The organism is Sphingomonas sp. (assembly GCF_041661885.1).
Taxonomy (GTDB): domain Bacteria; phylum Pseudomonadota; class Alphaproteobacteria; order Sphingomonadales; family Sphingomonadaceae; genus Sphingomonas.
Window position 1 is genome coordinate 268,412 of record NZ_JBAZTL010000003.1, and the last position, 23,127, is coordinate 291,538.

The 23,127-nt window shown below is 63.2% G+C and carries 20 protein-coding genes and 1 tRNA gene; 7 read left to right on the forward strand and 14 right to left on the reverse strand.

Features of this window, described 5'->3' with window-relative positions; genetic code table 11:
- Nucleotides 1–4 precede the first annotated feature (4 nt).
- Complete coding sequence (locus WC704_RS07735) at nucleotides 5–2,101, reverse strand: flagellar basal body rod C-terminal domain-containing protein (RefSeq protein ID WP_372889336.1); 2,097 nt, start codon at nucleotides 2,099–2,101, stop codon at nucleotides 5–7.
- A 23-nt stretch (nucleotides 2,102–2,124) separates the two neighbouring features.
- Nucleotides 2,125–3,426, reverse strand: coding sequence for a flagellar hook protein FlgE (locus WC704_RS07740; RefSeq protein ID WP_372889337.1), 1,302 nt, complete (start codon nucleotides 3,424–3,426; stop codon nucleotides 2,125–2,127).
- Nucleotides 3,427–3,439: 13 nt separating this feature from the next.
- Between WC704_RS07740 and WC704_RS07745 the strand changes: the two genes are divergently transcribed.
- From WC704_RS07745 to WC704_RS07775, 7 genes are all read left to right on the forward strand, one after another.
- Entirely contained in the window at nucleotides 3,440–4,012 is a 573-nt protein-coding gene (locus WC704_RS07745) for a flagellar biosynthesis repressor FlbT (protein WP_372889338.1), read from the forward strand.
- A gap of 7 nt (nucleotides 4,013–4,019) precedes the next feature.
- Nucleotides 4,020–5,339, forward strand: a complete 1,320-nt coding sequence (gene fliI / locus WC704_RS07750; RefSeq protein WP_372889339.1) for a flagellar protein export ATPase FliI — start codon at nucleotides 4,020–4,022, stop codon at nucleotides 5,337–5,339.
- On the forward strand, nucleotides 5,336–5,755 hold the full coding sequence (locus tag WC704_RS07755; RefSeq protein WP_372889340.1) for a hypothetical protein: 420 nt from the start codon (nucleotides 5,336–5,338) through the stop codon (nucleotides 5,753–5,755). Before fliI ends, WC704_RS07755 begins: the two co-directional genes overlap by 4 nt.
- Nucleotides 5,755–6,729, forward strand: coding sequence for a peptidoglycan-binding protein (locus WC704_RS07760; protein ID WP_372889341.1), 975 nt, complete (start codon nucleotides 5,755–5,757; stop codon nucleotides 6,727–6,729). The genes WC704_RS07755 and WC704_RS07760 overlap by 1 nt, the downstream gene beginning before the upstream one ends.
- Nucleotides 6,730–6,997: 268 nt before the next feature.
- Complete coding sequence (locus WC704_RS07765) at nucleotides 6,998–8,095, forward strand: sigma factor-like helix-turn-helix DNA-binding protein (protein WP_372889342.1); 1,098 nt, start codon at nucleotides 6,998–7,000, stop codon at nucleotides 8,093–8,095.
- A gap of 53 nt (nucleotides 8,096–8,148) precedes the next feature.
- Nucleotides 8,149–8,676 carry a hypothetical protein gene (locus WC704_RS07770; protein ID WP_372889343.1) on the forward strand — a complete coding sequence of 176 codons (528 nt, stop codon included), beginning with the start codon at nucleotides 8,149–8,151 and terminating at the stop codon, nucleotides 8,674–8,676.
- A 102-nt stretch (nucleotides 8,677–8,778) separates the two neighbouring features.
- On the forward strand, nucleotides 8,779–9,945 hold the full coding sequence (locus WC704_RS07775) for a helix-turn-helix domain-containing protein (RefSeq protein ID WP_372889344.1): 1,167 nt from the start codon (nucleotides 8,779–8,781) through the stop codon (nucleotides 9,943–9,945).
- A 218-nt stretch (nucleotides 9,946–10,163) separates the two neighbouring features.
- On the opposite strand, the gene WC704_RS07780 is transcribed toward WC704_RS07775, so the two are convergent.
- The 12 genes from WC704_RS07780 to WC704_RS07835 form a co-directional block, all read right to left on the reverse strand.
- Nucleotides 10,164–12,764, reverse strand: a complete 2,601-nt coding sequence (locus WC704_RS07780) for a TonB-dependent receptor (protein WP_372889345.1) — start codon at nucleotides 12,762–12,764, stop codon at nucleotides 10,164–10,166.
- Between the two features lie 230 nt (nucleotides 12,765–12,994).
- A complete protein-coding gene (locus WC704_RS07785) occupies nucleotides 12,995–14,074 on the reverse strand; it encodes a glycosyltransferase family 2 protein (protein ID WP_372889346.1) in 1,080 nt (359 codons plus the stop codon).
- Entirely contained in the window at nucleotides 14,071–16,542 is a 2,472-nt protein-coding gene (locus WC704_RS07790; protein ID WP_372889347.1) for a DegT/DnrJ/EryC1/StrS family aminotransferase, read from the reverse strand. The genes WC704_RS07785 and WC704_RS07790 overlap by 4 nt, the downstream gene beginning before the upstream one ends.
- Nucleotides 16,543–16,653: 111 nt before the next feature.
- Nucleotides 16,654–17,400 (reverse strand): SDR family NAD(P)-dependent oxidoreductase, encoded by a 747-nt coding sequence (locus WC704_RS07795; RefSeq protein WP_372889348.1) that lies wholly within the window; start codon nucleotides 17,398–17,400, stop codon nucleotides 16,654–16,656.
- 29 nt (nucleotides 17,401–17,429) lie between these two features.
- A tRNA-Phe gene (locus tag WC704_RS07800) sits at nucleotides 17,430–17,505 on the reverse strand.
- A gap of 30 nt (nucleotides 17,506–17,535) precedes the next feature.
- Nucleotides 17,536–17,721: a DNA gyrase inhibitor YacG gene (locus WC704_RS07805; RefSeq protein ID WP_029622962.1), complete on the reverse strand. Its 186-nt coding sequence runs from the start codon at nucleotides 17,719–17,721 to the stop codon at nucleotides 17,536–17,538.
- Nucleotides 17,721–18,677 carry a ribonuclease gene (locus tag WC704_RS07810; RefSeq protein WP_372889349.1) on the reverse strand — a complete coding sequence of 319 codons (957 nt, stop codon included), beginning with the start codon at nucleotides 18,675–18,677 and terminating at the stop codon, nucleotides 17,721–17,723. The genes WC704_RS07805 and WC704_RS07810 overlap by 1 nt, the downstream gene beginning before the upstream one ends.
- Nucleotides 18,670–19,239 carry a nucleoside triphosphate pyrophosphatase gene (locus WC704_RS07815; protein ID WP_372889350.1) on the reverse strand — a complete coding sequence of 190 codons (570 nt, stop codon included), beginning with the start codon at nucleotides 19,237–19,239 and terminating at the stop codon, nucleotides 18,670–18,672. Before WC704_RS07815 ends, WC704_RS07810 begins: the two co-directional genes overlap by 8 nt.
- Nucleotides 19,240–19,392: 153 nt before the next feature.
- Nucleotides 19,393–19,611 carry a translation initiation factor IF-1 gene (gene infA, locus WC704_RS07820; protein WP_010162480.1) on the reverse strand — a complete coding sequence of 73 codons (219 nt, stop codon included), beginning with the start codon at nucleotides 19,609–19,611 and terminating at the stop codon, nucleotides 19,393–19,395.
- Nucleotides 19,612–19,714: 103 nt separating this feature from the next.
- Nucleotides 19,715–20,104 (reverse strand): type II toxin-antitoxin system HicB family antitoxin, encoded by a 390-nt coding sequence (locus WC704_RS07825; RefSeq protein ID WP_372889351.1) that lies wholly within the window; start codon nucleotides 20,102–20,104, stop codon nucleotides 19,715–19,717.
- A gap of 13 nt (nucleotides 20,105–20,117) precedes the next feature.
- The gene (locus tag WC704_RS07830; protein ID WP_372889352.1) at nucleotides 20,118–20,306 is read right to left on the reverse strand and encodes a type II toxin-antitoxin system HicA family toxin; all 189 of its coding nucleotides are present in this window, start codon (nucleotides 20,304–20,306) and stop codon (nucleotides 20,118–20,120) included.
- A 273-nt stretch (nucleotides 20,307–20,579) separates the two neighbouring features.
- Complete coding sequence (locus WC704_RS07835) at nucleotides 20,580–22,970, reverse strand: hypothetical protein (protein WP_372889353.1); 2,391 nt, start codon at nucleotides 22,968–22,970, stop codon at nucleotides 20,580–20,582.
- Between the last annotated feature and the right edge of the window lie 157 nt (nucleotides 22,971–23,127).

Consider the following 23,127-nt stretch of genomic DNA (forward strand, 5'->3'; position numbering starts at 1 on the left):
GCTCCTATCGGATCATCGCCAGCAGCGCGTCATACATGCTGTTGGCGGTGGTGATGACACGGGCCGAAGCGGAATAGCTGCTTTGCAGCACGACCATTTGCGACAATTCTTCGTCGATATTCACGCCCGAAAAGCTGTCGCGCCGATTGATCGCGTCGTCGCGGCGCGCCGTGGCATTGTCGAGCGTGGTCTTGGCCTGGCTGGCTTTTAAACCAGCGCCGCCCAGCAAGGCGCTCGACACATGATCGAGCGTGACGACGCCGTCTTTGCCCAGATCGATGGTTTTGCCGAGACGATCGACAAAGGCGGTTGCGCCGCGGATGTCGCCCGCGCCAAGCGCCTTGGCCCCGACCGTTGCAGTCGTATCGAGCATAGCGAGCGGCAATTTGTTGGGATTGACGTTGATGTCGTTGCGCACCTGCGCCTGCCCAAGGCCGCTGGTTTCGCCGGTCAACCCCGATAACGCCGAGAAGGAGCGCCCGCTGCCGTAGCGGTTGGTCGAATCCGAGGGTATGGACAGCACGGCACCGGACAGGCCGGCAGCGGGTGAAAATTCCACGCGCCCGCGCTGATCGAGCGCGAAGCTGCCATATTGCGCCAATGGCGACGCGTTCAATTCTGTGACGAGATCGCCAAAAGTCGGCCCGACCGACCCGGTGAGGGTGTAGTTGGTCAAGGCCCGACCCGACGCGTCGCGCAGCACGACGTTTGTGCTTTCGCCGGACCCGAACCCGTGCGGGTCGCTGGCGACGAAGCCGGTTGGCGTCAACGCGCTGGAATCGCTCCGGATTAAGTCGTTCATGCCGAAAAATTGCGAAAAGCCAATTCCCGCGCGGTCGCTTGGTGTGCCGGGCGTTTGGGCGATGGCAACACCGTTGCCGCTGGCCGTCGCTTTGAAGGTCAACACGCCACCAGTGAAGCTGGCGGTTGCGGCACCGCCCAGGCCCGTATTGATCGCGGCAACCGCGTCATCGATTGTCGCGCCAGTGGGCAAACTGGAAAAATCAACCTTGGTACTGGCGACGAGGGTGCCGTTCTTGGCGACGACTGCGAACGTGGCCGAGCCGGTAAACCCAAGCCGGTCTCCCCCGACGAGCCCGGTTTGCCGACCATCAAGTTCGTTTGGCGCGGGCACGGTCGTCGCGGCATTCGACACCGAGTTGAGCGCTTCGGCCATGCCGGTGAAAACGGTGCCGAGCTGCTCCTGAAACTGGGGCAGGGCCCGGTCGCGCAAATCGAGCAATCCGCCAAGCTTGCCGCCGGTGGCGGCGGTTTCGATCTTCTCGCCGGTTGCCGGCGTAGCGCCGCCGGGGTCGGCAAAGCGAATGTCGATTGGGGGATAGGCGGCTTGCGCACCCGCGCCGCCGGCACCGGCATAGGACAATTGGCGCAACCGCCGATCGAGCAGCGTGGCGCCCGCCGCGGTTTCGATGGTGACGCGGCCATCGGGCTGATCGCGCACCGTCACCGCGACGAGGCTGCTGAGTTCGGTAATCGCTGCCATGCGTTGGTCGGCAGCACCGGATGGGCTGCGGCCTTGTCCGACTTGCTGCGAGACTGCACCGTTCAGATCGTGGATGCGCGACAGGAGACCGTTGATCTGGTCGACGGTGGTGCCGACCTCGCCCTCTACGTCGGCGCGCAAGGTGGTGACGTCGCCGTTGAGCTGTTGCATCGACGAAATCGCATCCTGCACGTTACCGGTGAAGGAGGCGATGGTCTGGGCCGACCCGGGCGATCCGGTCATTGCGATCGCCGAGGCCGCGATCGAATCGAGCCTGCCAGGCAGGCTCGCGGCGTCGCCGGGCTGGCCGAGCAGCGATTGCAGGCGATCGAGATAAGACGACGTCACGTCAGCCCGCCCGAAATCGCCACCGCGTTGATAAACCGACGCTTCCAGAAAGCGGTCGGCGATCCGTTGCGGCTCGCCAACAACCACCCCGGAAACACTTCCGGAATTGACCCTGGTCGTCAGCGAGGTCCGTTCGCGGGCATAGCCCACCACGCCGACATTGGCGATGTTGTTCGATATCGTACGCAAGCCGGCCTGCGCCGCCGCAAGCCCCGATGTCGCCGACCCCAGAATTTCACCAAGCGACATGACCGGCCCCCATCATTCCCCGATCAACGCTTCAGATCGCTGACTTCGCGTAGCATTTCATCCGCAGTGGTGATGATCTTGGATGCAGCGCTATAGGCCCGCTGAAAGCGGATCATGTTGGTGAACTCCCCTGCCAAATCCACGGTCGAGGCTTCAAGCGAGCTTGCCGCGACGGTGCCTGCGGCGAGCGAGCCTGGCTTGTTGAGGGTAAGGCTGCCCGAATTTTTGCTGCTCGCATACGCGTTGCCGGACAGGCGTGTCAGTCCGTCGGGGTTCTGGAAATTGGCGATCGGGAGCTGGAATACCGCGCGCGTGGTGCCGTCGGCGAACACCGCGTTGACCTGGCCGGTCTTGGTAATGTCGATCGAGGACAATTGCCCGAGCATCCCGCCATCGACGTTGGACGAAATCAGCGCGGATTCGCTGCCGAACTGGGTGATGCCGTTGATGCCGGCGTCATCGCCGATGGCCAGTTGCACGGGTGCCGAGGCCGCAGCGTTGGTCCAGGAAATGCTGAGCGGGTTGAACAAGCTCGCGGTCGAGCCGGTCTTGTTGAGGCTGCCGTCGGGGTTGAAGGCGAGCGTTCCGCTGGACAACACACCGCCCGCCGCCGTTACATCGGTGGCCGGTTCGGCATAGGTCTCGGCTGCCCACTGGTTTGCACCGGTTTTCAGATAGGCCATCGTCAAGCGGTGCGATCCGCCCTGCGAATCGTAAACGTCGAACGAGCGTTTGAAATCGGGCGTGACGGTGCCGCTGGCAAGGTTGCCCGCCGTGTACGCGCCGACATGGACTGCGGTGGTCGATTGCAGATTGGCGCGGACCTGGATGCGCGTGGTCGGCAGCGCGGTTCCAACAAGATCGCTGACGCGGACCGATTCCAGCCCGTTCAGGCCGCCGGTGTTGGTGAAGCCACCCTGCGCATCAAGTCGCCAACCCTGCAAATAGAGCCCGCTTGCATTGCGCAGAAAGCCCTCGGAATCGGGCCGGAACGACCCGGCGCGCGTAAAGGCCGGATCGGCGGTGCTGCTGGTGGAGGTGCGCGTTACGAAGAAGCCACCGCCGTCAATCGCGAGGTCGGTGTTGCTGCTGGAGGACTGGATCAAGCCCTGCTTGGACACTTGCGCGACCGAGACGGCGGCGACGCCACCCGCAGAATAATTAGCCTGGGCACGGCCATCGGTCACGAGCGTGCGAAACTGCGCTTCGGACCCTTTATAACCGACCGTGTTGATGTTGGTGATGTTGTCAGCAACCGTCGCCATGGCGCTGGATTGAGCATTCAGACCGGAAACGCCGGCGTACAGGGCGGAATAGAGGCTCAATGCGGATCTCCTTGTGGCGCGCAGCACACGGCACGCTCGTTTTGTTATAGGAAGACATCGCCGCAGAGACCGATCAACAGCCAAGAATTTCTGCTATATGGGCAAGGCGGCAATTTTTGCCGCCCTGTTCGAGCGGTTCGTCGTCAATGATCCTATAACGGTTGGAGATTTGGAGGACACGACGACCATGTTGAGGATCACATTGCGTGATGGTGAGAAGGCCATCCTGAATGGCGCCGTCATCAGCGCCGTTGGCCGAACGCAGTTGCGCATCGAAAATACGGTGTCGATCCTGCGCGGTCGGGAAGTTATGCGCCCGGAGGAGGCGACCACACCAGCACGCCGACTCTATTTCTCCTGTATGCTCGCCTATATCGACCCGGACGATCGCGAAAAGCATCAGGAAGCGACATTGGTCGCGCTGCGCGAGATCCTGCATCCCCACGCATCGGCTGCGGCCAAGGATGCCTGCGTGCGCTTCGCCACCGACATTGCGCAGGCCGAATTTTACCGCGCGCTGGCACCGGCACGTGATTTGATGGCGCTTGAGGCGCTTTCGCCTTCCGTCGAAACCGTAGAGGCCTGAGCCGGCCATGCCAACGTTGGCGGGCGCGGCGCGGGCGATCCGCGCACTCTCACCCGATACCCGGTTCGGGCGGGTTGTCGCGGTGCGCGGCGCGTTGATCGAGGTGGAAGGGTTGGTAGGCGCGGCCCATATCGGTAGCCGCGTTCGCATCGCCGGGGGCGACATCGAAGCCGAGGTGACCGCGCTTGATCGCGGCATCGCCCTCTGTTTGCCCTTTACCGATCCGCAGGGTGTTGGGCTTGGTATGCGTGCGGATCTGACCGCCGGCCAGGTTTCGATCCGCCCTAGTACGGGCTGGTTGGGGCGCATGGTCGATGGCCTAGGTCGCCCGATCGACGGGCTCGGGCCGCTTCCGCTCGGACCCGATCCGCGCCCGATCAAGGCGACGCCGCCACCTGCCGCCGATCGAGCGCGGGTTGGCAGCCGCGTCGAAACGGGCGTGCGCGTGCTCGATGTGTTTGCCCCGCTTTGCGAAGGGCAGCGCCTTGGCCTGTTTGCGGGCTCGGGCGTCGGCAAATCGGTTTTGCTGTCGATGCTGGCGCGCTGGACGCAGTGCGATGTCGCGGTGATCGGGCTGGTTGGTGAGCGTGGCCGCGAAGTGCAGGAATTTGTCGAGGACGATCTTGGCGTGGAAGGCTTGGCCCGCAGCGTCGTCGTGGTCGCAACCTCCGATGCTCCGGCGTTGATGCGGCGTCAGGCGGCGTGGACGACGCTGGCGATTGCCGAGCATTTTCGCGACCAGGGGCTCAACGTGTTGTGCCTGATGGACTCGGTCACACGTTTCGCAATGGCGCAGCGCGAGATTGGCCTTGCCTCGGGGGAGCCACCCGCGACCAAGGGGTATACGCCGACGGTGTTCGCCGAATTGCCGCGTCTGCTCGAACGCGCGGGCCCCGGCTTGCCTGGCCAAGGCTCGATCACCGGGCTGTTCACGGTGCTTGTCGATGGCGACGACCATAATGAACCGGTCGCGGATGCGGTGCGCGGGATTCTCGATGGCCATGTCGTCATGAGCCGCAAGATCGCCGAGCGTGGGCGCTATCCGGCGATCGATGTCCTAAAATCGGTGTCACGCACCCTGCCGCATTGCCTGAACGACGCCGAAAACAAGACACGCATCGGCGCGCGCGCGCTGCTGTCGACCTATGCCGATATGGAAGAACTCGTCCGCCTTGGCGCCTACAAAGCGGGTTCGAGCGCCGAGATTGACCGCGCCGTGGCCATCGCTCCGCAAATCGAAGCGATGTTGCGCCAGGGCAAGGACGATCGGGGCGATTGCGCTGCCGCTTTTGCCACGCTGGCGGCTCTGGTGGAGGAAGCGGCATGAGAACGCCGTTCGACACCGCACAGCGCGTGCAACACCGCGCGGTCGAAACGGTCCGCGTCGCAATCAGCGTGGAGGTGGAACGGCACAGCAGGATCGAAAGCGAATCCGACGCCCTGGTCGAGTCGATCGCCCGCGAGCGCGCGATGGGACATGCAGCGGGATGGATTTCAACCGATGCCTGGCTTGCGCGTATGCGGGCCGAACGCGCGCGCCTGCAAAATGAAGCGCGCAGTGCCGAGGCGCGGCTCGCGGCGCTCCGCGCGCAAGCCGCCGAGGCTTATGGTGCAATGCGCGTGATCGATGGCGCGGTCGACCGTCACCAGGAGGAGGCGCTGCGGATCGAGGAGGTCAGCGAGCAAGGGCGGTTGGACGATATGGCCGCGGCCCGCCTCATGCGTAGCAAGGCGGCGCGCTGATGATCGATCGAGCCGCCCTCGCTGCGCTGTCACCGACGCAGCGCGCCAATGTGATCTATCGCACGGCGCAATCCGAACTGGCCAATACGCTGTGGCGCGCTGCGCTGGGCGATAGCAGCGCGCCCGAGCGTACCGCCGCCGATCCCGCATTGACGCGCAGCGACATGGACGCGCTCCTCAAAATGCTTGCACCGCCCGCAAACCAGCAGGATAGCACTCCGCCAGACGCGGTTCCGTGTCCGTGCGATGATATTGCGCCGGCTGCCGCGCAGCCAGCCTCCGCCGCACCGGCCCCGGTATCGGGCGCGTCGGCGTCCGTCTCGGGCGCCGATGGTGGCCTTGGGCCCAATGCCCGTTTCCGCGCGGCGTTGTGCGAAGCCGCGCAGCGGACCGGCATCCCGGCAACCGCGCTCGCGACCATCGTCGATGCCGAGGCGGCCAAGGGGCGCGACGGGAGCTGGAATTGCCATTCGCGCAATCCACGGTCGAGTGCGGCGGGGCTCGGTCAATTCCTCAACGCGACATGGGAGGGGCTTGCCGAGACACCGGGCACCGCGCTGAACGCAACGGCGCAGGCCAAGGGCTGGCTCGACGCGCATGGCAAGGTCAGCGGCGCAGCGCGCGGCGCTTTGCTTGCGCTGCGGTATGATCCGGCAACCGCCATCGATGGCATTGCTGATTACGCCCGACAAAATTTGTCACAATTGCAGCGACGCGGCATCAGCACCAACGACAGCGTCAACACCACGGCCCGTGCGGCGTACCTTGCGCATCATTTGGGGCTGGGCGATGCGGTACGCTTCTTGAAGGGTGGAATTTTGCCCGCCCGCGCGCATGTGCTGTTGCGCGCACAAGTGGGAGCCGCCGACGCGGAGAAAAGGATCGCCCAGGCGGGGGACCCGACGCGAGCGCATCAACAATGGCTATTGGCCTATATCGATCGCCGGATTCAGCCCGCCAATTTTGCCATCTGATTCATCGGTGCGGCGGCCATCATGGCCACCAGCTCCCTCTGGAAGCGCATATCCGATAACAATTGCGATATCATCCTATATATGTAGTGATATTTTTGATAACCATCTATAACATTGATTTATATAAATAAAAAATCCTTGTAACGACCGAAAATCCGCGCTTTGTAGATTTACGTATAGGATCATTTCCTCATTGTTAGGATTTATGGACCAAATCGGTCCCCGGAACGAAGGGCAGTAGGGGCTGCCCGTTTATGGGGAAAGATCGATGTCGAAGACCACCGCAGCATTGGAAGCCGCAGTCGCCGCTATCATCGAAAATACGCCGCGCGATGCCAAGCAGACTGCGCGCCAGCGCGTTGCCGTTGATCGCGCCTTTGCGGGCATTTTGAAGCTGATCGCCCCGCGCATCCGGCATTTCATTCGCCAATATGGTCTCGCGGCACATTGGGACGACGCAGAGCAGTGCTGTGCGATTGCGGTCCACCGTGCGATCGAAGCGTATGATCCGACCAAGGCGCAATTCACCACTTTCGTAAATTGGCAGATCCGCGGCGAACTGCAGAGCCTGCGCTTCCGGATGATGGCGGATCAGCGCCCGTCGGCGCGCAAGGTTGGTGCGATGACGGTGTCACTCGATGCGCTCACCGCCCGCTCCGAAAATGAGGACGGCTCGGTTGAGGTGACGATCGAGGACGAATTCGCGCTGGAGCAGACCGAAGCGTGCGCGTCCAACTATCTGGCCGAATCCGCCATGAACACGCTGATTGATGCCTATGTCGATCATCTGCGGCAGGTCTCGCTCGATCAACTCCGCCGCCGTCCCCGTGCGAAGCGCGCCGCGCCCGTCCGCATCGAGGGAGCACCCCGGTTCAAGACCGCCACGCACGGCATTGATCCGGAGCAACTGGACAAGCTGGAGGAAAAGCTTTCGCGTGATCGCGAAATCGTCGCGCGCCGCATCTTTGAAACGGCAACGCTTGATGATCTCGCCAACGAAACCGGTGTTACCAAGGAGCGTGTCCGCCAAATCACTAAATCGGCGGCGCGGACGATCGTCGAACTCACCGCGCGCGACCCGCGTTTCGCGCTGATGACCGAAGGTTTGCGTCAGCGTCACGCCACGCCGGCCCCGCGCAAGCCCAAGTCGCCTCCGCCGCTGCGCACCGCCCCGGTTTCGCTGCTGCCGGACCCATCGGCACCGCACAATCGGCTGGTGCAAGTTACGGCCTTCGACAGCGTACACGCTGCCGATGCGGCGAGCGGCCGGATTGCAGATGCCGGACGGCCCACGCTGGGCGAGCCGTTCCCGATGCATCTGGCGGCGGAAGAGATGCTGTCGCGTGGTTCGCGCACGACACACTGACGGTGGTTTCGCCCGAGGCATATCGCGCGCCTCGGTGGTCCCATGATCCAATAATGATCGGCAGAACCATGCACATCAACCTTGAGCACGCGCGCACCGAGTGGTCACAACGCCCGCTTCCCCGGCCCAACCGCCGCCTCACCGCCCTTGCCGTACGGCTTGCGCGCTGTGCGGGGCGGGTGATGGAAGTTGGCGATCAGACCGCGCTGATCGGTGTAACCGCAGAGCGCGATACCGTCCGCCTGACCTGGTGGAACCACCGGATGGAAGTGTGGGCCGAGATCACCGCCGGCGCCCCGGCCTTTTCGCCAGCGACCTCGGTCGAAGGAGCGCTGCAGCGCGCGGGTAACGCCTTGCTCGACTATTTCGCCGGACGTTGGCCCGATGGGGCAAGCCCGCCCGCGCTTGGGGTCGTCACCGATGGGATCGGGGTCGCCTTTTCCCCCAATTATCCGGCGCCCTGTACTCCCGGCTGGCTGAACCTTCACGGCAGCGGTCGCGCTTATACGATCACATTGCTCCCCTTCGGTGACGGCAGCCTGTTCGACCAGCAGATTCATGGGCGCGCGCGCTTGCACTGAGACTCGCCTCTTGCTCCGCCGATGCGTTGACCGCTCCGCTCGCGCTGCCTACAAGCTCGCCTCTCGAGGTGGCCAGGGCAGTGGATTCCGGCGGAGCGAGCGATGGAATCAACGATCCAGGGCACAACACAACACGATGCAGACACAGACGCCGTTCTGGGCGATCTGTCTGATATCCCGGTCGATCCTTATCGCAATATCGTGTTCCCCAATCGTTTGCGGGACAAGCGCCGCGCTGCGGGTTTTTTGAAATTGCTTCGCTTTGCGGCGGTTTTGCCCGAAATTCCCTACATCCGCCTGTCCAAGATCGAGCGCGGCGAAGTCGTCGCTCGCGCTGACGAACTTGTTCGGATCGCACAGGCGCTTGGCATCGTTCCCGCTGATTTGCTGGTGGATGTTGACGATCCAGCCTTCGAGCTTGCCGAATGGGCGCAGCCCTTTGCCGATGGCAAAGCCGTTGATGGCGACGAGGAACGCTTTGCGCTGGTGTTGGGCGCGGCGGTGCGGGCACGGCGGTCGCTCGATCCGGACTTGACGATTGCGACGGTCGAACAACGATTCGGGTTGGCCCAGGTCAATCTGTCGCGGGTCGAGAATGCAGTAAAGCCGTGGGGGCGCTGGAATGCGTCGGTCCAGACGGCGCTTTTGCGACTGTTCGGGGTGGCGGATGAAGTGGCATTGCGGCAGGCGGTTCTGACAGCCTATGGCGAGGGCAAGCTGGCACCGTTTCTTGCCCAAATCCTGGACCCAGAACACCGGCGGTCGCGTAGCCGGGGGCGCATTACCAGCCTTGCACTGGAACTTGCCGGACAGTCGCAGCCGACGCCGCCTGCGCCAGCCGTGCGACCCGCGATCGTCCGCGCGCCGCATCTTGAGGACGCGGTTGCTGAACCGGTTCGCCCGGCAGGGCCGATGGCGCTGGCTGTCTATGGTGCGCCGCTAGCGGATGGCCTGATAGATTTCGTGGTGACCGGCGACAGGATCGATGCGCCCCGCGATGTCAGCGCGGCAGCTTTTGGGCTGCGCGTTTGCCGCGCAACGCTTGGCGGCGGTTTGCCCGGACATGCCATCGTCGTCGTCGATCCGGGCCGCTATCCGAGCGCCGGTGGACTGGCGGCAGTTCGGGAAGGTTCGGCGTGGCGTGTGGTTGCCGTTACGATCGACCGGAACGGGGTATTGACCGGCTACAGCGTCAATCCCGAACTGGAAGTGGCGATCGACGGACGCAACCCTGCGGACGTCGCCGCTATCGTCGCGGCGGTGTTTTAAGATCCAAGTTGGTTTGCTGGTGCGGTTTCGCGGGCGCGTGGTTGCAAGCATCAGCGTTTGAAGGTGCGCACCGAACCCATCAGCACCCGTAACGTGATCTGATCGGGAACCGTGTTGCGGTGTAACGAGAGACTCGGCGTCGGCAAATCGTGCCATCAAAAGAAAACCCGGCCCGAGCGTTGCTCGAACCGGGCTCTCTCTCACGATAGCGGACAGGATCAGAACTTGGCGGCGAGTTCCAGACCCCAAGTGCGCGGCGGGTTGAAGTTGCCATAATCGCCCAGAACGCCTGCATAGGTGGTCGGGTTCGTCGTACCGTTGAAGTTGGTCACCGGAGACGAGTTCGCCGCCGACCGGCGATAGACATAGGTGGTGTCGAGCAGGTTGCGCGCCCAGACCGATACGGTGACCTTGTTGTGGTCGTTGACCGCAATGTCGGCCAGCGCGAGACGACCGTTTACGACAAAGCTGGCGTCGGTCTTGGTGGGTTCAAGCTGGAAGCTGTACTGGCTGCTCGCATAGTTGCCGTCGAGATGTAGACGGACCTTCGCGTCAGCGATGCTGACCGGCAGAACATAATCGATCGCACCCGAAGCCGCGTTGGTCGGCGTGTACACGATATAGAGCTGCTGCGCCGGGCTGGCGACCGTCGTACCGTTGGAAGTGATCGAATACGACGCGCTGGGTGCCTTCCAGTAGGTGTAGGCATAAGAGGCCGTCAGCGTTAGTTCGGGGATCGGCTTCACGGTCAGATCGGCCTCGATACCGCGGATCTTGCTGTTCCCGGCATTCTGGGTTTGCTCGATATGCGCACCCGAGGTCGGGCTGGCACTGTTGGTGTCGAAGAAGTCGAAGTCGAACTGCGTGTTGCTGCGGTCCATGATGTAACCAGCCAGGTTCAAGCGCGCCTTGTGATCCCAGAAGTCCAGCTTAGCACCGACTTCGTACGCCTTGACCGCTTCCGGACCGAACGCGTTGAAGGTCTGCGAACGGTCGTTCGCGCCGCCAGCGCGGAAGCCGGTGGCATATTTCGCATAGAGGTGGACGTCGCGCGTTACGTCGAACGCGATGTTGATCATCGGGTCGAAGCGACTGACGCTGTTCCGGAAGGTGAACGGCACGAACGACGCGTTGAAGACACCTCCGACGATATTGTTATTCACAACATACAACTGACCACGACGCTTGTCCTTAGTCCAGCGTCCGCCGGCCGTGATGTGGAGCGCGTCGAAGCCTTCCGGCGTATAGGTGAGGTTCCCGAACAGCGAGTAGTTGTGGTCGGCTGCGGCGCTTGCACGGGTTATGAACTGGCAACTGTTCCTGAACTGCGGCACCGTTGCACTGAGCGCATTGATGCACGACGGATCATACTGTTGATAGCCAGAATTCGCGCCCGAGTTGACGTTACCCGCGAAGATTGGGCTGCGAATTGTCGTAGCGGTGCCGGTTGCGTTAAACTGATTGGTCAGTGGAGTGGCCGCATATTCACTGGCATGTTCGGTGAAGTAATAGGCACCGACGACATAATCGAACTGCGGAATGCTGCCTACTGCCTGGAATTCCTGGCTGAACTGGTTCTGCCGCAGGAACGACAAGCTGTAGCGGCTGACGTTGGCGTTTGGCACGAAAGTGCTGCGCGCGGTGCCGCCCGAGTTATCCCACTGATCGGTCGAGACGCCGCGCCACGCGGTGATCGAGCGCAGTTCGAGCCACGGCGCGACTTTATACTTCAGGTTAGAGCTGAAACCGTGCGTGATGTCCACGCTCGGCTGCTGCGGTACGCCGACTTCGGACACCGTCTGGCGTTCGGGATGGACCCCCTGAATGGGAGCTTTGGGAGCGATACAGATAGTAGCGCTGGTGCCGCCACACCTTGTTCCTGCGGTGCCTGCGGGCGTACCCTGTAGATAGAGCACCGGTGTCGCATCGAGTGCGCCGGTCTGCGGATTGATATAGGTGCCGACCGCATAGTTGTTCGGATTGTAGCTCAGCAACTGGCTGAAGTTTGGCGTGTTTTCGTCCTTCGCATAATCATAGGCGAAGTCGGCGGTGAAGCCGTTGACCGGCTGCCAGCGTGCGGCAGCGCGACCGCCCGTGCGGTCATAATAATTCCAGCCGGTCGAACCCGAGAGCGGATCGGTCACAGTCGGATCCTGGTGCTGATAGACACCATCGAACTTCAGAGAAATGTCGTGGAAGGCCGGCAAGTCGAGGTGGACGTCGGTATTGCGGCTGCCAAAATTGCCGACGCCGGCGGTGATGCGGCCGCCGAAGACGCCGGTCGGTGCCTTGGAGACGAGCGAGAGCGCGCCGCCTTCGGTGTTACGGCCGAACAGCGTGCCCTGCGGACCCTTGAGCACTTCGATACGCTCAATGTCGAACAGTGCAGCGTTCAGGCCCTGCGTCTTACCGAGGGCAACACCGTCAATGTACACGCCGACGCCGCCGTCGCGGGCGGTCTGGTTCTGATCGTAGGGGACGATGCCGCGAATGCCGATCGTCAGCGCCGACTGGCGCGCTTCGAAGGTTGCAACGCGCAGCGACGGGATCGTGCCGTCGGCGAGGTTGAACAGGCTGAGCACGTGGCGATCGGTCAGGCCCTGCGTGTTGAGCACTGAAATCGAGATCGGCGTCTTTTGCAGGTTGGTTTCGCGCTTGGTGGCGGTGACGACGATGTCACCGAGGCCCTGATCTTCTGGCGCAGCGGCAGGAGCCGTCGCGGCGGCGGGCGCGGTCTGCGCGAACGCAGGTGCGGCGCTGATGGCGAGAGCAGCGCCACCCATGAGGAGCTGCAGGCGGAAGCCCGATCGAACAGTCATTTTGAATCCCCTGAACCTTTGGACCCGGTCGTCCTGGTGACTCGGGCCGCTACACAGCGATTGGGTCAGGAATGTTACAGTCTGCGTCATGAAAAGTAGCGCAAAACGTCACAAATTTGTCATGAACTAACGTGGCGCAGTTGGCATTCGCTTGAAAGAGGAGCGAAACTACCGTCGTTGCGAAAAAGTCGCACTTTGGATTAATTACTATAGGCGGGCGGGTTTCAACATTAAGCAGCGTCGCGCTTCGTCTGCCGTCGGCGAATCGCGCGGACCGATCCGACAAGCCGCGACAGAATGAGATCTTCGATCCCGGCATAGCCGAGCCCGAGATGGGGAGGGCGCACCGTGGCGGCATCGCCCAACCCCAGCGTACCGGTGCGCAGCCCGGCACGACCGACGCGCGCCCAGCGTCGCGCGGTTTCCCACCGGATCAGGCTGCGGCTTTCGGGGTCGGGGCGATGGCGTTCCAAAAAGGCGTCTTGCAATTGCACGAGTGCTGACCCGACCTGCTCAAGCGTCGCGCGGTCTGGCACTGGTTGCTGGCCCATAATATGGCGGACAATCAAGTCGGCAGTGTCAACGGCTGCATCGCCAAACGTGTCGGCGTAAACGGCGGCCAATATGTCGGTGGCGCGCGCGCGCATGGCGCTGGCCTGCGTTTGGGATGCGCTCCCGCTATGGCGACGATAGGTCAGCAATTCGTCGTCAAGCCGGGCGATGCCGCCAAACGCCGCGATCCGGTGATACAGGTCGAAATCCTCGGCATAGACCATTTCGGGCCGCATGAAGGGATCGAGTCGGCGTGCCGCGTCTGCGCGCATCATGACCGATGACCACACCAGCGGATTCTCGATTTGCAGCAACCACGCGATCACCGCCGGGGTAGAAAGCGGCGCGAGCGACGATGGGACGATCGCGCCATCCTCCAGCACGTTTGCCGCAGCGCCGACGAGCACGATTTCGGGATGCGACTCGAGATAGGCAACCTGGCGCCGGAAGCGGTCCGGGTGGCACACATCGTCATGGTCGAGCGCCGCGATGTAGCGGCCACGCGCCTCGGCAATGGCTGCGTTCCGGCTGAGCACGACGCGGCGGTTGACCGGAGAGGGGAACAGGCGAATGCGCGGATCATCAAAACTGCGGATGACCGCGACGGTGTCGTCGGTCGAACAATCATCGACGATGATTAGTTCGAAGTCGCCGAAGGTCTGCGCTTGCAGCGATGCGATCGTTTCGCTGACCAGCGCGGCACCATTATAGGTAGCCATCACCACGCTGACGGTGGGAGAGGACGGCTCCTGCTTCACGCGACCGCCCGCGCCGCCTCGCCCAGCACCTGATCGACGATCATGGCACCGACGTCGTTCTGCCATTGCCACAGGCCATTGGCCTGGCCCGAAAAGCTTGGCTCGCCGCCCAGCTTCCCCCACGGCACGAAACCCGCCGCAAGCCCGATGCCATAAAGACCCGGGATTGGCGCGCCGCGCGCGTCGACGATGCGGCTGTGCCGATCGACCATCGCCGCCCCGCTATCAGCCGCCAGCGCAAGGCTTTGGCCGTTGGCCTCGTGGATCGGCAGCGCGCGCGGGCGGTAGCCCAGGGCGGCGATAACAAGGTCCGCCTCGGCGAGATGGGCATGGGTAACGGGATCGTCCTCGCCCGCAATCCGATGCTGGGTGACGCGCGGATCGGGTACGCGTCCGCCGATGCGCAACATGCGCAGCACCAGTTCGCGCGATTCGAGCCGGAAACCCGCCAGACGATAGACAAAGCCGCTGACCGGGCAAATGTCGTCGGGGCCGAAATCGGTAAAGCCTTCGGCATGTGCCGCTTCGGGGGTCGGATAGAAAGGCCGCAACGGCTCGCGGTGGAGGAGGGTGATTGCGCCCGCGCCGAACGGAAGATTGGCGGCCTTGAGCAACAGCACGATAGTGGCAACCGCGCTGGTCGAACCGCCGATGACGACGATCTTTGGATTGCGGCGGGTGGAGAGCAGATCGCTGATCTTGGCGGCGCCCCCCAGCGACAGGGCTTCGTCGGACTGCATCAGCCGGTCGCCGACCTCTTTGGCCAAGGCGACGCCACCGACCCGCTGCGTTACGAGACGGTCAAGCGGCTGATATCCGCCCGTGGCGATGGCGACCGCCCGCGAGAGCTGGTCAAATTCAACCCCATCGCTGCGGCGACGCAGTCGGCTCGACCAGAGGCCACCGCCGATGCGGGTGGTGCCCAGAACCTCGTGGCCGGTGAGCACGGTGCCGCCATTTTGCGTTACCAACGCATGGAGGCGCTCGCCGGTCGCCCGGACAAACTGCCCCGCTTCGGTGAGCGGCACGCCGAGCGCGCCGATATAGCGGGCGACCGCGCGTCCGGTCGGGTGATCGCGCATCGCGGCGAGTTCCGGGTGGGGCGAGCGCTCGACCGCGCTCAGAAAGGTTTCCGCCGTGGTGTCCGAGGTGATGGCATAGCGACCAAGCGTACCTTCGCCGAGTACGTCGCTGCGTTCCGCAACGACCAAACCCGAGGCCGCGAGTTCGGGCAGACGTCCCTGCTTCGATGCCGCCGTGAGCAGCGCAGTGCCAGCCGGCCCGCCCCCAACCAGCAGCAGCGACGCGACCGGGCGGGTGCGCGGCGTGGCGGGCACGCGCGCTTCTGCGGCGACGATGCGATTGAAGGTCGCGGCAATGGCGCGGACATCGGCCACGCTCAGCGCATCGTTGATAGGAAGGGACAGCATCCGCGCCGCCAACGAATTGGCGACAGGTGTCGGTAATATGCGGCCCTCGCGCTGGAACAGCGGTTGTTCGCCCAGATGCGGGCTGAAATAGCAACCGCAGCCAATCCCATCGGCGGCCAGCGCCGCGCACATCGCCGGACGGCGCGCGGCCATGTTTTCTGGCAACAATATGGGCATGAACTGACTGGCGCGACGCTGGCCCTCGACTTGCTGGAAATCGACGCCGACAAGCTGGTCGCGATAAGCGCCTTCGAGCGCGGCGCGATGATCGCACACCGCCTCGATTTCGGCCAGTTTGGCGCGCGCCATCACCGCGATCACCTCGGGCAATTTGGCATTGAGGCCGGGCAGCGTTGCGCAGCGCCCCGTCTCGAAGCCAAAATTCGCCATCGCGCGCAATCGATCAATCAGGCGTTCGTCGCCGGAGTGAATCAGGCCGCCCTCGGCAACCGCGAAGGTTTTGGTCGCGTGCATCGAATGCACCACGGCGAAGGGGGCGTCGGCGCCGAAACCCGCCCCGCTCTCATCGCGCGTACCGAGCGAAGCCGCAGCATCGACCACCACGCCAACGCCATGTTGCCGCTGCAACCAGGCGTAGCGATCGAGATCGATCGCATTACCGAAGGTCGCATAGGGCAGCAGCACCGCGATGCGATCACCATATTCGCGCAGCAGGCGCTCTTCGGCTTCTGCGCTCGCGCTCCAATCATGTGGATCGATGTCGCAGATCAACGGCGTAAGCCCTGCCCACAAGGCAGCCTGGGCGGTTGCGGCGAAAGTCAGTGCGGGCATCAGCGCATAGCGCCCCGCTGGTTGATCCCCCGCCGCTTCGCGCAGCGCGATCATCAGGCCGAGCGTGGCACTGCCAACCGCCAGACTGGCCCCGCGCCCGCCGAACAGCGTGGCGGTCGCTTCCGCTTCGAACGCGCGCACCTCCGGGCCGTTATTGCTGAACACACCCGATGCTTCGACGCGCCGCAATGCTTCGAGCTGGGTGCTCAGCCGGGGCGGGTTGGGGGCGATCAACGGATAGCGCATACGGGCGGGCCTGAATGGTGTGCGACCCCGCGGCTTGTGATGCACCGCCCCCTAAAATCTCGTTACGCCGACTGCACTTTTCAGGACGCTTGCGCCCGTGCGCCGCACCAATCAACCTTCGCGCGCCACCGCGAAACCGGCGAACGACTGGTTGACTGGCATCAGTTCCAGCGTGTTGATGTTGAGATGCGGCGGCAATTGCGCCACCCACAGCATCGTTTCGGCAATGTCGTCGCCGGTCATCGGGTTGACCCCGCCATAGAGCGCGTCGGACGCTGCCTGATTGCCGCCGGTGCGCACGACGGTGAATTCGGTTTCGACCATGCCGGGTTCGATCGAGGTGACGCGCACGCCCTTGCCGTGGAGGTCGGCGCGCAGTCCGAGGCTGAACTGGCGCACGAACGCCTTGGTTGCGGCATACACATTGCCGCCCGAATAAGGATAGGTCGCGGCGACCGACGACAGGTTGATGATCGCGCCCTTGCGCGCGATCAGCCCCGGCAGCAGCTTTCGCGTGAGCGTGACCAACGCCGAGACATTGGTGTCGATCATCGTCTGCCAATCGTCGAGGCTGGCCTCCTGCGCGGGCGCGGTGCCGAGCGCGAGCCCGGCATTGTTGATGAGCAGGTCGATATTGGCGAAGTCGGCGGGCAGGGAAGCGATGGCGGCGTCGAGCGCGGCACGATCGCGAATGTCGAAGGCAAGCGTGTGAACCGCATCCCCAAGCGATTCGGCCAAAGCGGCGAGCCGCTCGGCGCGGCGGCCGGTGGTGACGACGCGCCACCCGGCCCCGACAAAGGCGCGCACTGCGGCTTCGCCAATTCCGGCGGTTCCGCCCGTGATGAAGGCCGTGCGCATCACCATCTCTCCAACGCTGTGTGAGAAAATGGTGCCCGAGGGCGGATTCGAACCACCGACACTGCGATTTTCAGTCGCATGCTCTACCAACTGAGCTACTCGGGCACACCCGAAGTTGCTCGGGGAAGCGGCCTCTTAATCGCGCTCTGGCGTGCTGTCTAGCCCGTCTTGTTCTTCTCCGGGCGGTGTCGATACGGGAAGCGCGTAGCCTTCGCCCAGCCATTGCAGCAGGTCGCGGTCGCGGCAGCCCTGGCTGCAGAACGGCGCGTGCGCGGCCACCGGGGGCTTTCCGCACAGCGGACAGGGTTTGGAACGCGCCATCATGCCACCTCGAAGATCGGGGTCACGCCGGTACGCCGGGCAAGCTCGGCGATCCAGTGCGGATTGGCCGTCAGCACTTTTTGCACCACGACCGACACGCGGTTGTGTGCCGGAACCGGCGGCGGGGTGCGCTCGATTCGGCGGAGCAGCGCGCGCGCCTGCGCTGCAGCAGGATCGGCGCGGAGCAGTTCGGGCAGCGAGGCGCGCGGGCGGCGGCGGATGATCTGGACGAAGCCGAAGCCGTTCATCGCGGTGCGCTCGAACGGTTGTGGGAGGCCGGCGTCGAGTGCGGCATCGACGGCGGCGCGCGCGGCCTTGCCTTGCAGCGTCGGGAAATCGACCCCGATCGAGCCGCCAATGTCCATCCGCCCGATCGCGGCGGCAACGGCGCGGGCGGCGGCGAGCGCGAGCGGATCGAGCGGGGGGTAGCCATCGACATCGAACAGCGTCATCGCGGGCGTCGGGCTCATCCGGAGCGCGCCGCCGACGGGGCCGCTGAAGACGATGTCGCCGGTCAGCGCTTCTTCCAGCACCTCCGACCAGCCCGCCGCTTCGAGATGGTCGGGTTCATGCGCGTGGCAGATCCGTACCGGCACGCCGGTCGCGGTGATGCGCTCGAGCAGGGTCGGTCCGGCGCGTTCCGGCCCGTCGGCGGGGGCGCAGCGCGGGAGTTTGTGGCGGCCAGGCTCGGGGATCGCCTCGCGCACCAATTCGACCGTTAGCGCGGCGCCTTGGGTGATGCCGGGGGGCAGAGGCGAGAGCATCGCCTCGCCGCCGGGGAAGCTGACGCGGCCCTCGCGGCCCTTTGCGGTGATCTCGACCAGCCGCGCCGCCAGCACCGCGCCCAGCGCCGGGCCGGGGCGATCGGGGGCGAGTCGCGCTTCCAATATGGTGCCATGCTCGACCAAGGCGGCGCGCGCTTCGCCGATCCCGGCCTCATACAGCCATTCAGCCAAGCGCGAGTCCCGCCGCCAGCAACAGCGCGCGCGTTTCGAACAAGGGCAGGCCGATCACGCCCGAGTGCGAGCCCGACAGGAAGCGCACGAACGCCTCGGCGCGGCCCTGAATCGCATAGCCCCCGGCCTTGCCCAACCCCTCGCCGCTGGCGACATACGCCTCAATTTCGGCGGCGGACAAAGGCTTGAAGGCGAGGATCGTGTCCGACAGGCGCGTGCGCAGCGTGCCATCGGCGGCGATGACGCACACCGCGCTCAGGCAATGGTGGCGGCGGCCCGAGAGCATGCCGAGCATCGCGCGGACGGTGGCATCGTCCTCCGCCTTGCCGAGGATGCGGCGGCCAAGCGCGATGGTGGTGTCGCCCGCCAGCACGACTTCGCCCGGCGCACGCGCGACCGCCAGCGCCTTGGCGCGCGCGACCCGCTCGACATAAACGCGCGGCGGCTCGGCCTTGAGCGGCGCCTCGTCAACGTCGGGCGCGGCGATGCGGGCGGGCACTACCCCCAGCCGCGCGAGCAGATCGGCGCGGCGCGGGGAGGTGGAGGCGAGGACTAACTGCACGGTGTTCCTTCCCCGGCGTATTTCCTTTCCCCGGCGTAGGCCGGGGCCCAGTTGTACAGGTCGAGGTAACGGAGCGCAGCGGACGACTTCAAAGCGCTCGCGACTAGGCCCCGGCCTTCGCCGGGGAGGCGGATGAAATGGAAGTTCCCGCGCTTACTTAAACCGGTACGTGATCCGCCCCTTGGTAAGATCATAGGGCGTCAGTTCGACCAGCACTTCGTCGCCGACGAGCACGCGGATGCGGTTCTTGCGCATCTTGCCGGCGGTGTGACCGAGAATTTCATGATCGTTCTCAAGCTTCACGCGGAACATGGCGTTGGGCAGAAGCTCCACCACCTGGCCGCGCATTTCGAGCAGTTCTTCTTTTGCCAAACAAACCTCTGGGGATTTTGGGGGAATTCTTGAAGGGCGCGCCTTAGCCGATGATGCGCCAAAAGGGAAGCCGCGCGCAGGGTAGGCGGGTACGCGGCGCGTTTTACGCGTTACGGGCGGCCAGAGCGACCCGGGCGGCATCGGCGAGAAAGCCCGAACGATTGGGGGCGACACGATCGATGCGGGCGAGCAAACCTTCGTCGATCGACACTTGAACGCGTACCGATCGACCCGGCTGTTCACCCCGGACCAACATGCGCGCCGCCTCGACAATGTCCGGATCGGTGGGAATGGCGTCAAGGTCGCTCGGTACGGGGAAGACCGCGCCGTCCTCGGCCAACCCACTCAAATGCAGGTCGAGCGCTTCCTCGGCATTGCGCGCCGCGTCCTGGATCGTGGTGCCCGCCGACACGCAGCCGGGCAGATCGGGGAAGAACACGCCAAAGCCATGCTCCCCGCGCTCGATGATCGCCGGAAAATAGACAGCGGTCATCGCCGCGCCTTGCTCAGCGCAGTTTGACGCCCGATTGCCGCTCGATGCTCTTGAGCGTGCCGATCGGCAAATCGCTCTTGGGATGCGGCACGGTAACGCGCCCCGGCAAAGCGGGGTGCTTGAACTGCTTGTGGCTGCCGGCTTGGCGCACTTCGAACCATCCCGCCGCTTCGAGCCTCCGGATCACATCGCCGCTACGCATGGCGGCATCCGATGTGTATATAATACACAATGGCGGCGGTGCCAAGCATCCTCATTGACGCAACGACGTGGCCTTGATCCACTTGCCCCGGGTTTCGACCTCCCAGAAATTCCAGCCATTGGCATGTGTGCCGCCCGCAGCCTTCGCGGCGGGCGCGGGCTTCATGCGTCCGGTTTCTGCTGGGCGGCGTTTTTGCGAGCGACGCGCTTATTGGCTTTTACGCCGGTGGTGGCGAGCGGGTTTACCATTTTGGGATCCGAAGTCCTCGCCACGCTATTCCGGCAAAAAGCCAAGCCAGAAGACCAGGGGGCGAAGTTTTTCGGACAGCGCAGCGTAAGCCGCCTTCATTGGTTCGAAGTCGGTTAGTTCGGTATCTTGATACGCCTCAAGCGCGCGGCGGATTTGATACCAGCCAGCGTCGGGGCGGCCGAGCTTGAACTCGTCCCTGATCTTGCGCGGAAACTGCGTCGCGTGGAAACGCCGGAACAATGTGCGTCCTGCATCAAGCACGGCCTGCGCCTCGGGCGAGAACATCATGTCCGCCATGTAGCGGACCATAAAGTCGGACTCAAACCGCCCTTTCGCGCCGACTTCGCTTTCGGTAAAAGGGATAAAATGGTTGACGAGGCTCCAGTCGCGATCGTTCCAATGCAAGCCATCGGCACCGGCGGTGAGGTTGCTGCCGTTGAACAGCATCCAGACGAGGCAATCCGATTTGAAGTCGTCTGTTAGCGGTTGCGAGGGTTGGAGGAACTGATCACGGTCGTTAAGCCAAGTGGGCTTGATGAGCCTTCGGACGGCGAAGACGATCGCCGCTTTCCAAAGATTTTGGGGAAGAATATAAATTCCGCCACCGTTGCCTCCAGTGTAAATCGAAGATGTTATCAATGTTTCTATCGCGGAATGCTGAAGATCGTTGTTGCTTGCGTAAAGGTAACCGATCGATCCAGGATAGTCGCGCTTAGGTCTAGGATTTTTTGAAATTTTTAGAGAGTTAGATAAAGGTAGGGCTGGTCCGCCATTTGCCGGAGTTTTTGCGATCCATGTATTTAAAAGTAAAATTGTCGGGTGTGCTGCGTACCGTTTTTCCCCGATAAATACGCCATTGCGATTTAGGACCCCGACGTCTATCTCAGAAATAGATAATTTTTGACGGGTGTCCCAAATTAAGAAGCCAATCGGAAAATCTCCCTCTAAACTGTCGAACGCGCGACTATGCACGACGAATCCCTCAAGAAATTTCGCCTGCCAGACCCGACGAAAGGGCTCGAAGTTAGGAGCGTTTACATATTTAAGGGTGCTGAACATCGCTAGCGTAGCACTAGGCAATTCGCGCGCTATACGAACGAGAAACTGAACGAATAACTCCTTGCTGGCATATCCTACGTTCATCTCCCGCATCCAAGCGTTGATGCGGGTCTTCTCGACTCCAATCTTGTTCGTGTCACCTTTTGCGATTCCCGACCCGCTCTCCGCATAAGGAGGGTTGATCAGAACGAGGATAGACTTCGCGCCCTTCGTCCCTGATTTCGCGTCTGCGAGCGCCTGACGTAGGGCGGCAGGTAGCTTGTTCGACAGGCTGTAATCTATCTCTCCGAAATCGGTGACGTCGTCGTTCAGGTAATCGTACTGGAAAATCTCGGCACCTGCAAAGGCGGGATTGGACTTCATGATGGTCACGTCGGCCTGATCGAGAGTCGACATGAACACATTTCGCAAATTGCTGTGCTTTGCTTCGAGGTTGCCGACGCCCGCGCACATATCCCACACGATGTAGCGGTCCTGCCAATTGTCGCCGAGTGTTGCCTTAAGTTCATTATAGGCTTTGTCGACGATGTGCAGCGGGGTGTAATAGGCACCCTTAAATTTCTGCTCGTCGAGCGGGAGCAAGCTGTCGCGCCGTTCGAGCAGATAGTGGCGGTGCTTTACCTCGGGCGGGCGGTGATAGATCGCCCAGAAGTTGCGGTAGCCGCGTTGGCTCGCCAGTTCATATTGCTGGCCGTTCAGCAGGAACACTGGATTTTCGCCATTGAACAGCAACCGCGCGGGCAGGTTGGTCATCGCCTCATTGTGGCCGTCGTGCATGATGTCGGCGAAGAACAGCACGGCATAGTCTGATGGATTTACCGTGCCGAGTTCGCTGCCGATCATCTCAACCCAGCGATCGAACACCTGACGCAGATTGTCGGGCGTGATCGGCGTGCGGATGATTCGCCGTTCGCGGATCGCGTCTTTCACCGCCTTGATGAAGGCAGCCTCGTCGTGAGCGATCTCATATTCCACGATGTGGGTCTGGACATAGGGCGCGATCTGCGCGGCGAGCGGACGCCCCGCCGCCGACCCTGATTTGGGCCAAACGATGTTTTTGTCTTCGAGCAAGGGCAGCGCGCGCTCGGTTGGCATGATCGCGGCCTTCTCGCGATCGATCACGGCGAGAAAGGCCGGGATGGCTTCGCCACGCTTCTTCGCCGCGCGCACATAGACGAGCAGTTGCCCGAACATAACGATGGGCGGCGTTGGCGCGTCCTTCGCCTCGAACCACACTTCCTCGGTTTGGATGTCGACCAGTCCCTTGAAATAGGACTTCAGGCCGAGCGCCTTGATGTAGGCGTCCTTAACGTCCTCTTCGGTTCGCGTCCGCGCAAGGGCGTTTGCGAGGCTCATCGCGCTGGTTCCCAATAGTGGATGTGTCCTTCTTCACGAAAGAATTGAGAATGGACGCCGCTGGTGTCGTTGATGAGTGCCTTGCTGATGGTCCGTCCCCTGTCGGATCACGATGCGACAAGCGCTTGTGGGTGCGCAAGAAAAAAGGCCGAGGGGG

Bases quoted from the DNA above. Each gene is read 5' to 3' on its own strand.
- WC704_RS07735 (WP_372889336.1), bottom strand. From the start codon at position 2,101: ATGTCGCTTGGTGAAATTCTGGGGTCGGCGACATCGGGGCTTGCGGCG.
- fliI (WP_372889339.1), top strand. From the start codon at position 4,020: ATGCCAACGTTGGCGGGCGCGGCGCGGGCGATCCGCGCACTCTCACCC.
- WC704_RS07755 (WP_372889340.1), top strand. From the start codon at position 5,336: ATGAGAACGCCGTTCGACACCGCACAGCGCGTGCAACACCGCGCGGTC.
- WC704_RS07760 (WP_372889341.1), top strand. From the start codon at position 5,755: ATGATCGATCGAGCCGCCCTCGCTGCGCTGTCACCGACGCAGCGCGCC.
- WC704_RS07765 (WP_372889342.1), top strand. From the start codon at position 6,998: ATGTCGAAGACCACCGCAGCATTGGAAGCCGCAGTCGCCGCTATCATC.
- WC704_RS07770 (WP_372889343.1), top strand. From the start codon at position 8,149: ATGATCGGCAGAACCATGCACATCAACCTTGAGCACGCGCGCACCGAG.
- WC704_RS07775 (WP_372889344.1), top strand. From the start codon at position 8,779: ATGGAATCAACGATCCAGGGCACAACACAACACGATGCAGACACAGAC.
- WC704_RS07780 (WP_372889345.1), bottom strand. From the start codon at position 12,764: ATGACTGTTCGATCGGGCTTCCGCCTGCAGCTCCTCATGGGTGGCGCT.
- WC704_RS07790 (WP_372889347.1), bottom strand. From the start codon at position 16,542: ATGCGCTATCCGTTGATCGCCCCCAACCCGCCCCGGCTGAGCACCCAG.
- WC704_RS07795 (WP_372889348.1), bottom strand. From the start codon at position 17,400: ATGCGCACGGCCTTCATCACGGGCGGAACCGCCGGAATTGGCGAAGCC.
- WC704_RS07805 (WP_029622962.1), bottom strand. From the start codon at position 17,721: ATGGCGCGTTCCAAACCCTGTCCGCTGTGCGGAAAGCCCCCGGTGGCC.
- WC704_RS07825 (WP_372889351.1), bottom strand. From the start codon at position 20,104: ATGACCGCTGTCTATTTTCCGGCGATCATCGAGCGCGGGGAGCATGGC.
- WC704_RS07830 (WP_372889352.1), bottom strand. From the start codon at position 20,306: ATGCGTAGCGGCGATGTGATCCGGAGGCTCGAAGCGGCGGGATGGTTC.
- WC704_RS07835 (WP_372889353.1), bottom strand. From the start codon at position 22,970: ATGAGCCTCGCAAACGCCCTTGCGCGGACGCGAACCGAAGAGGACGTT.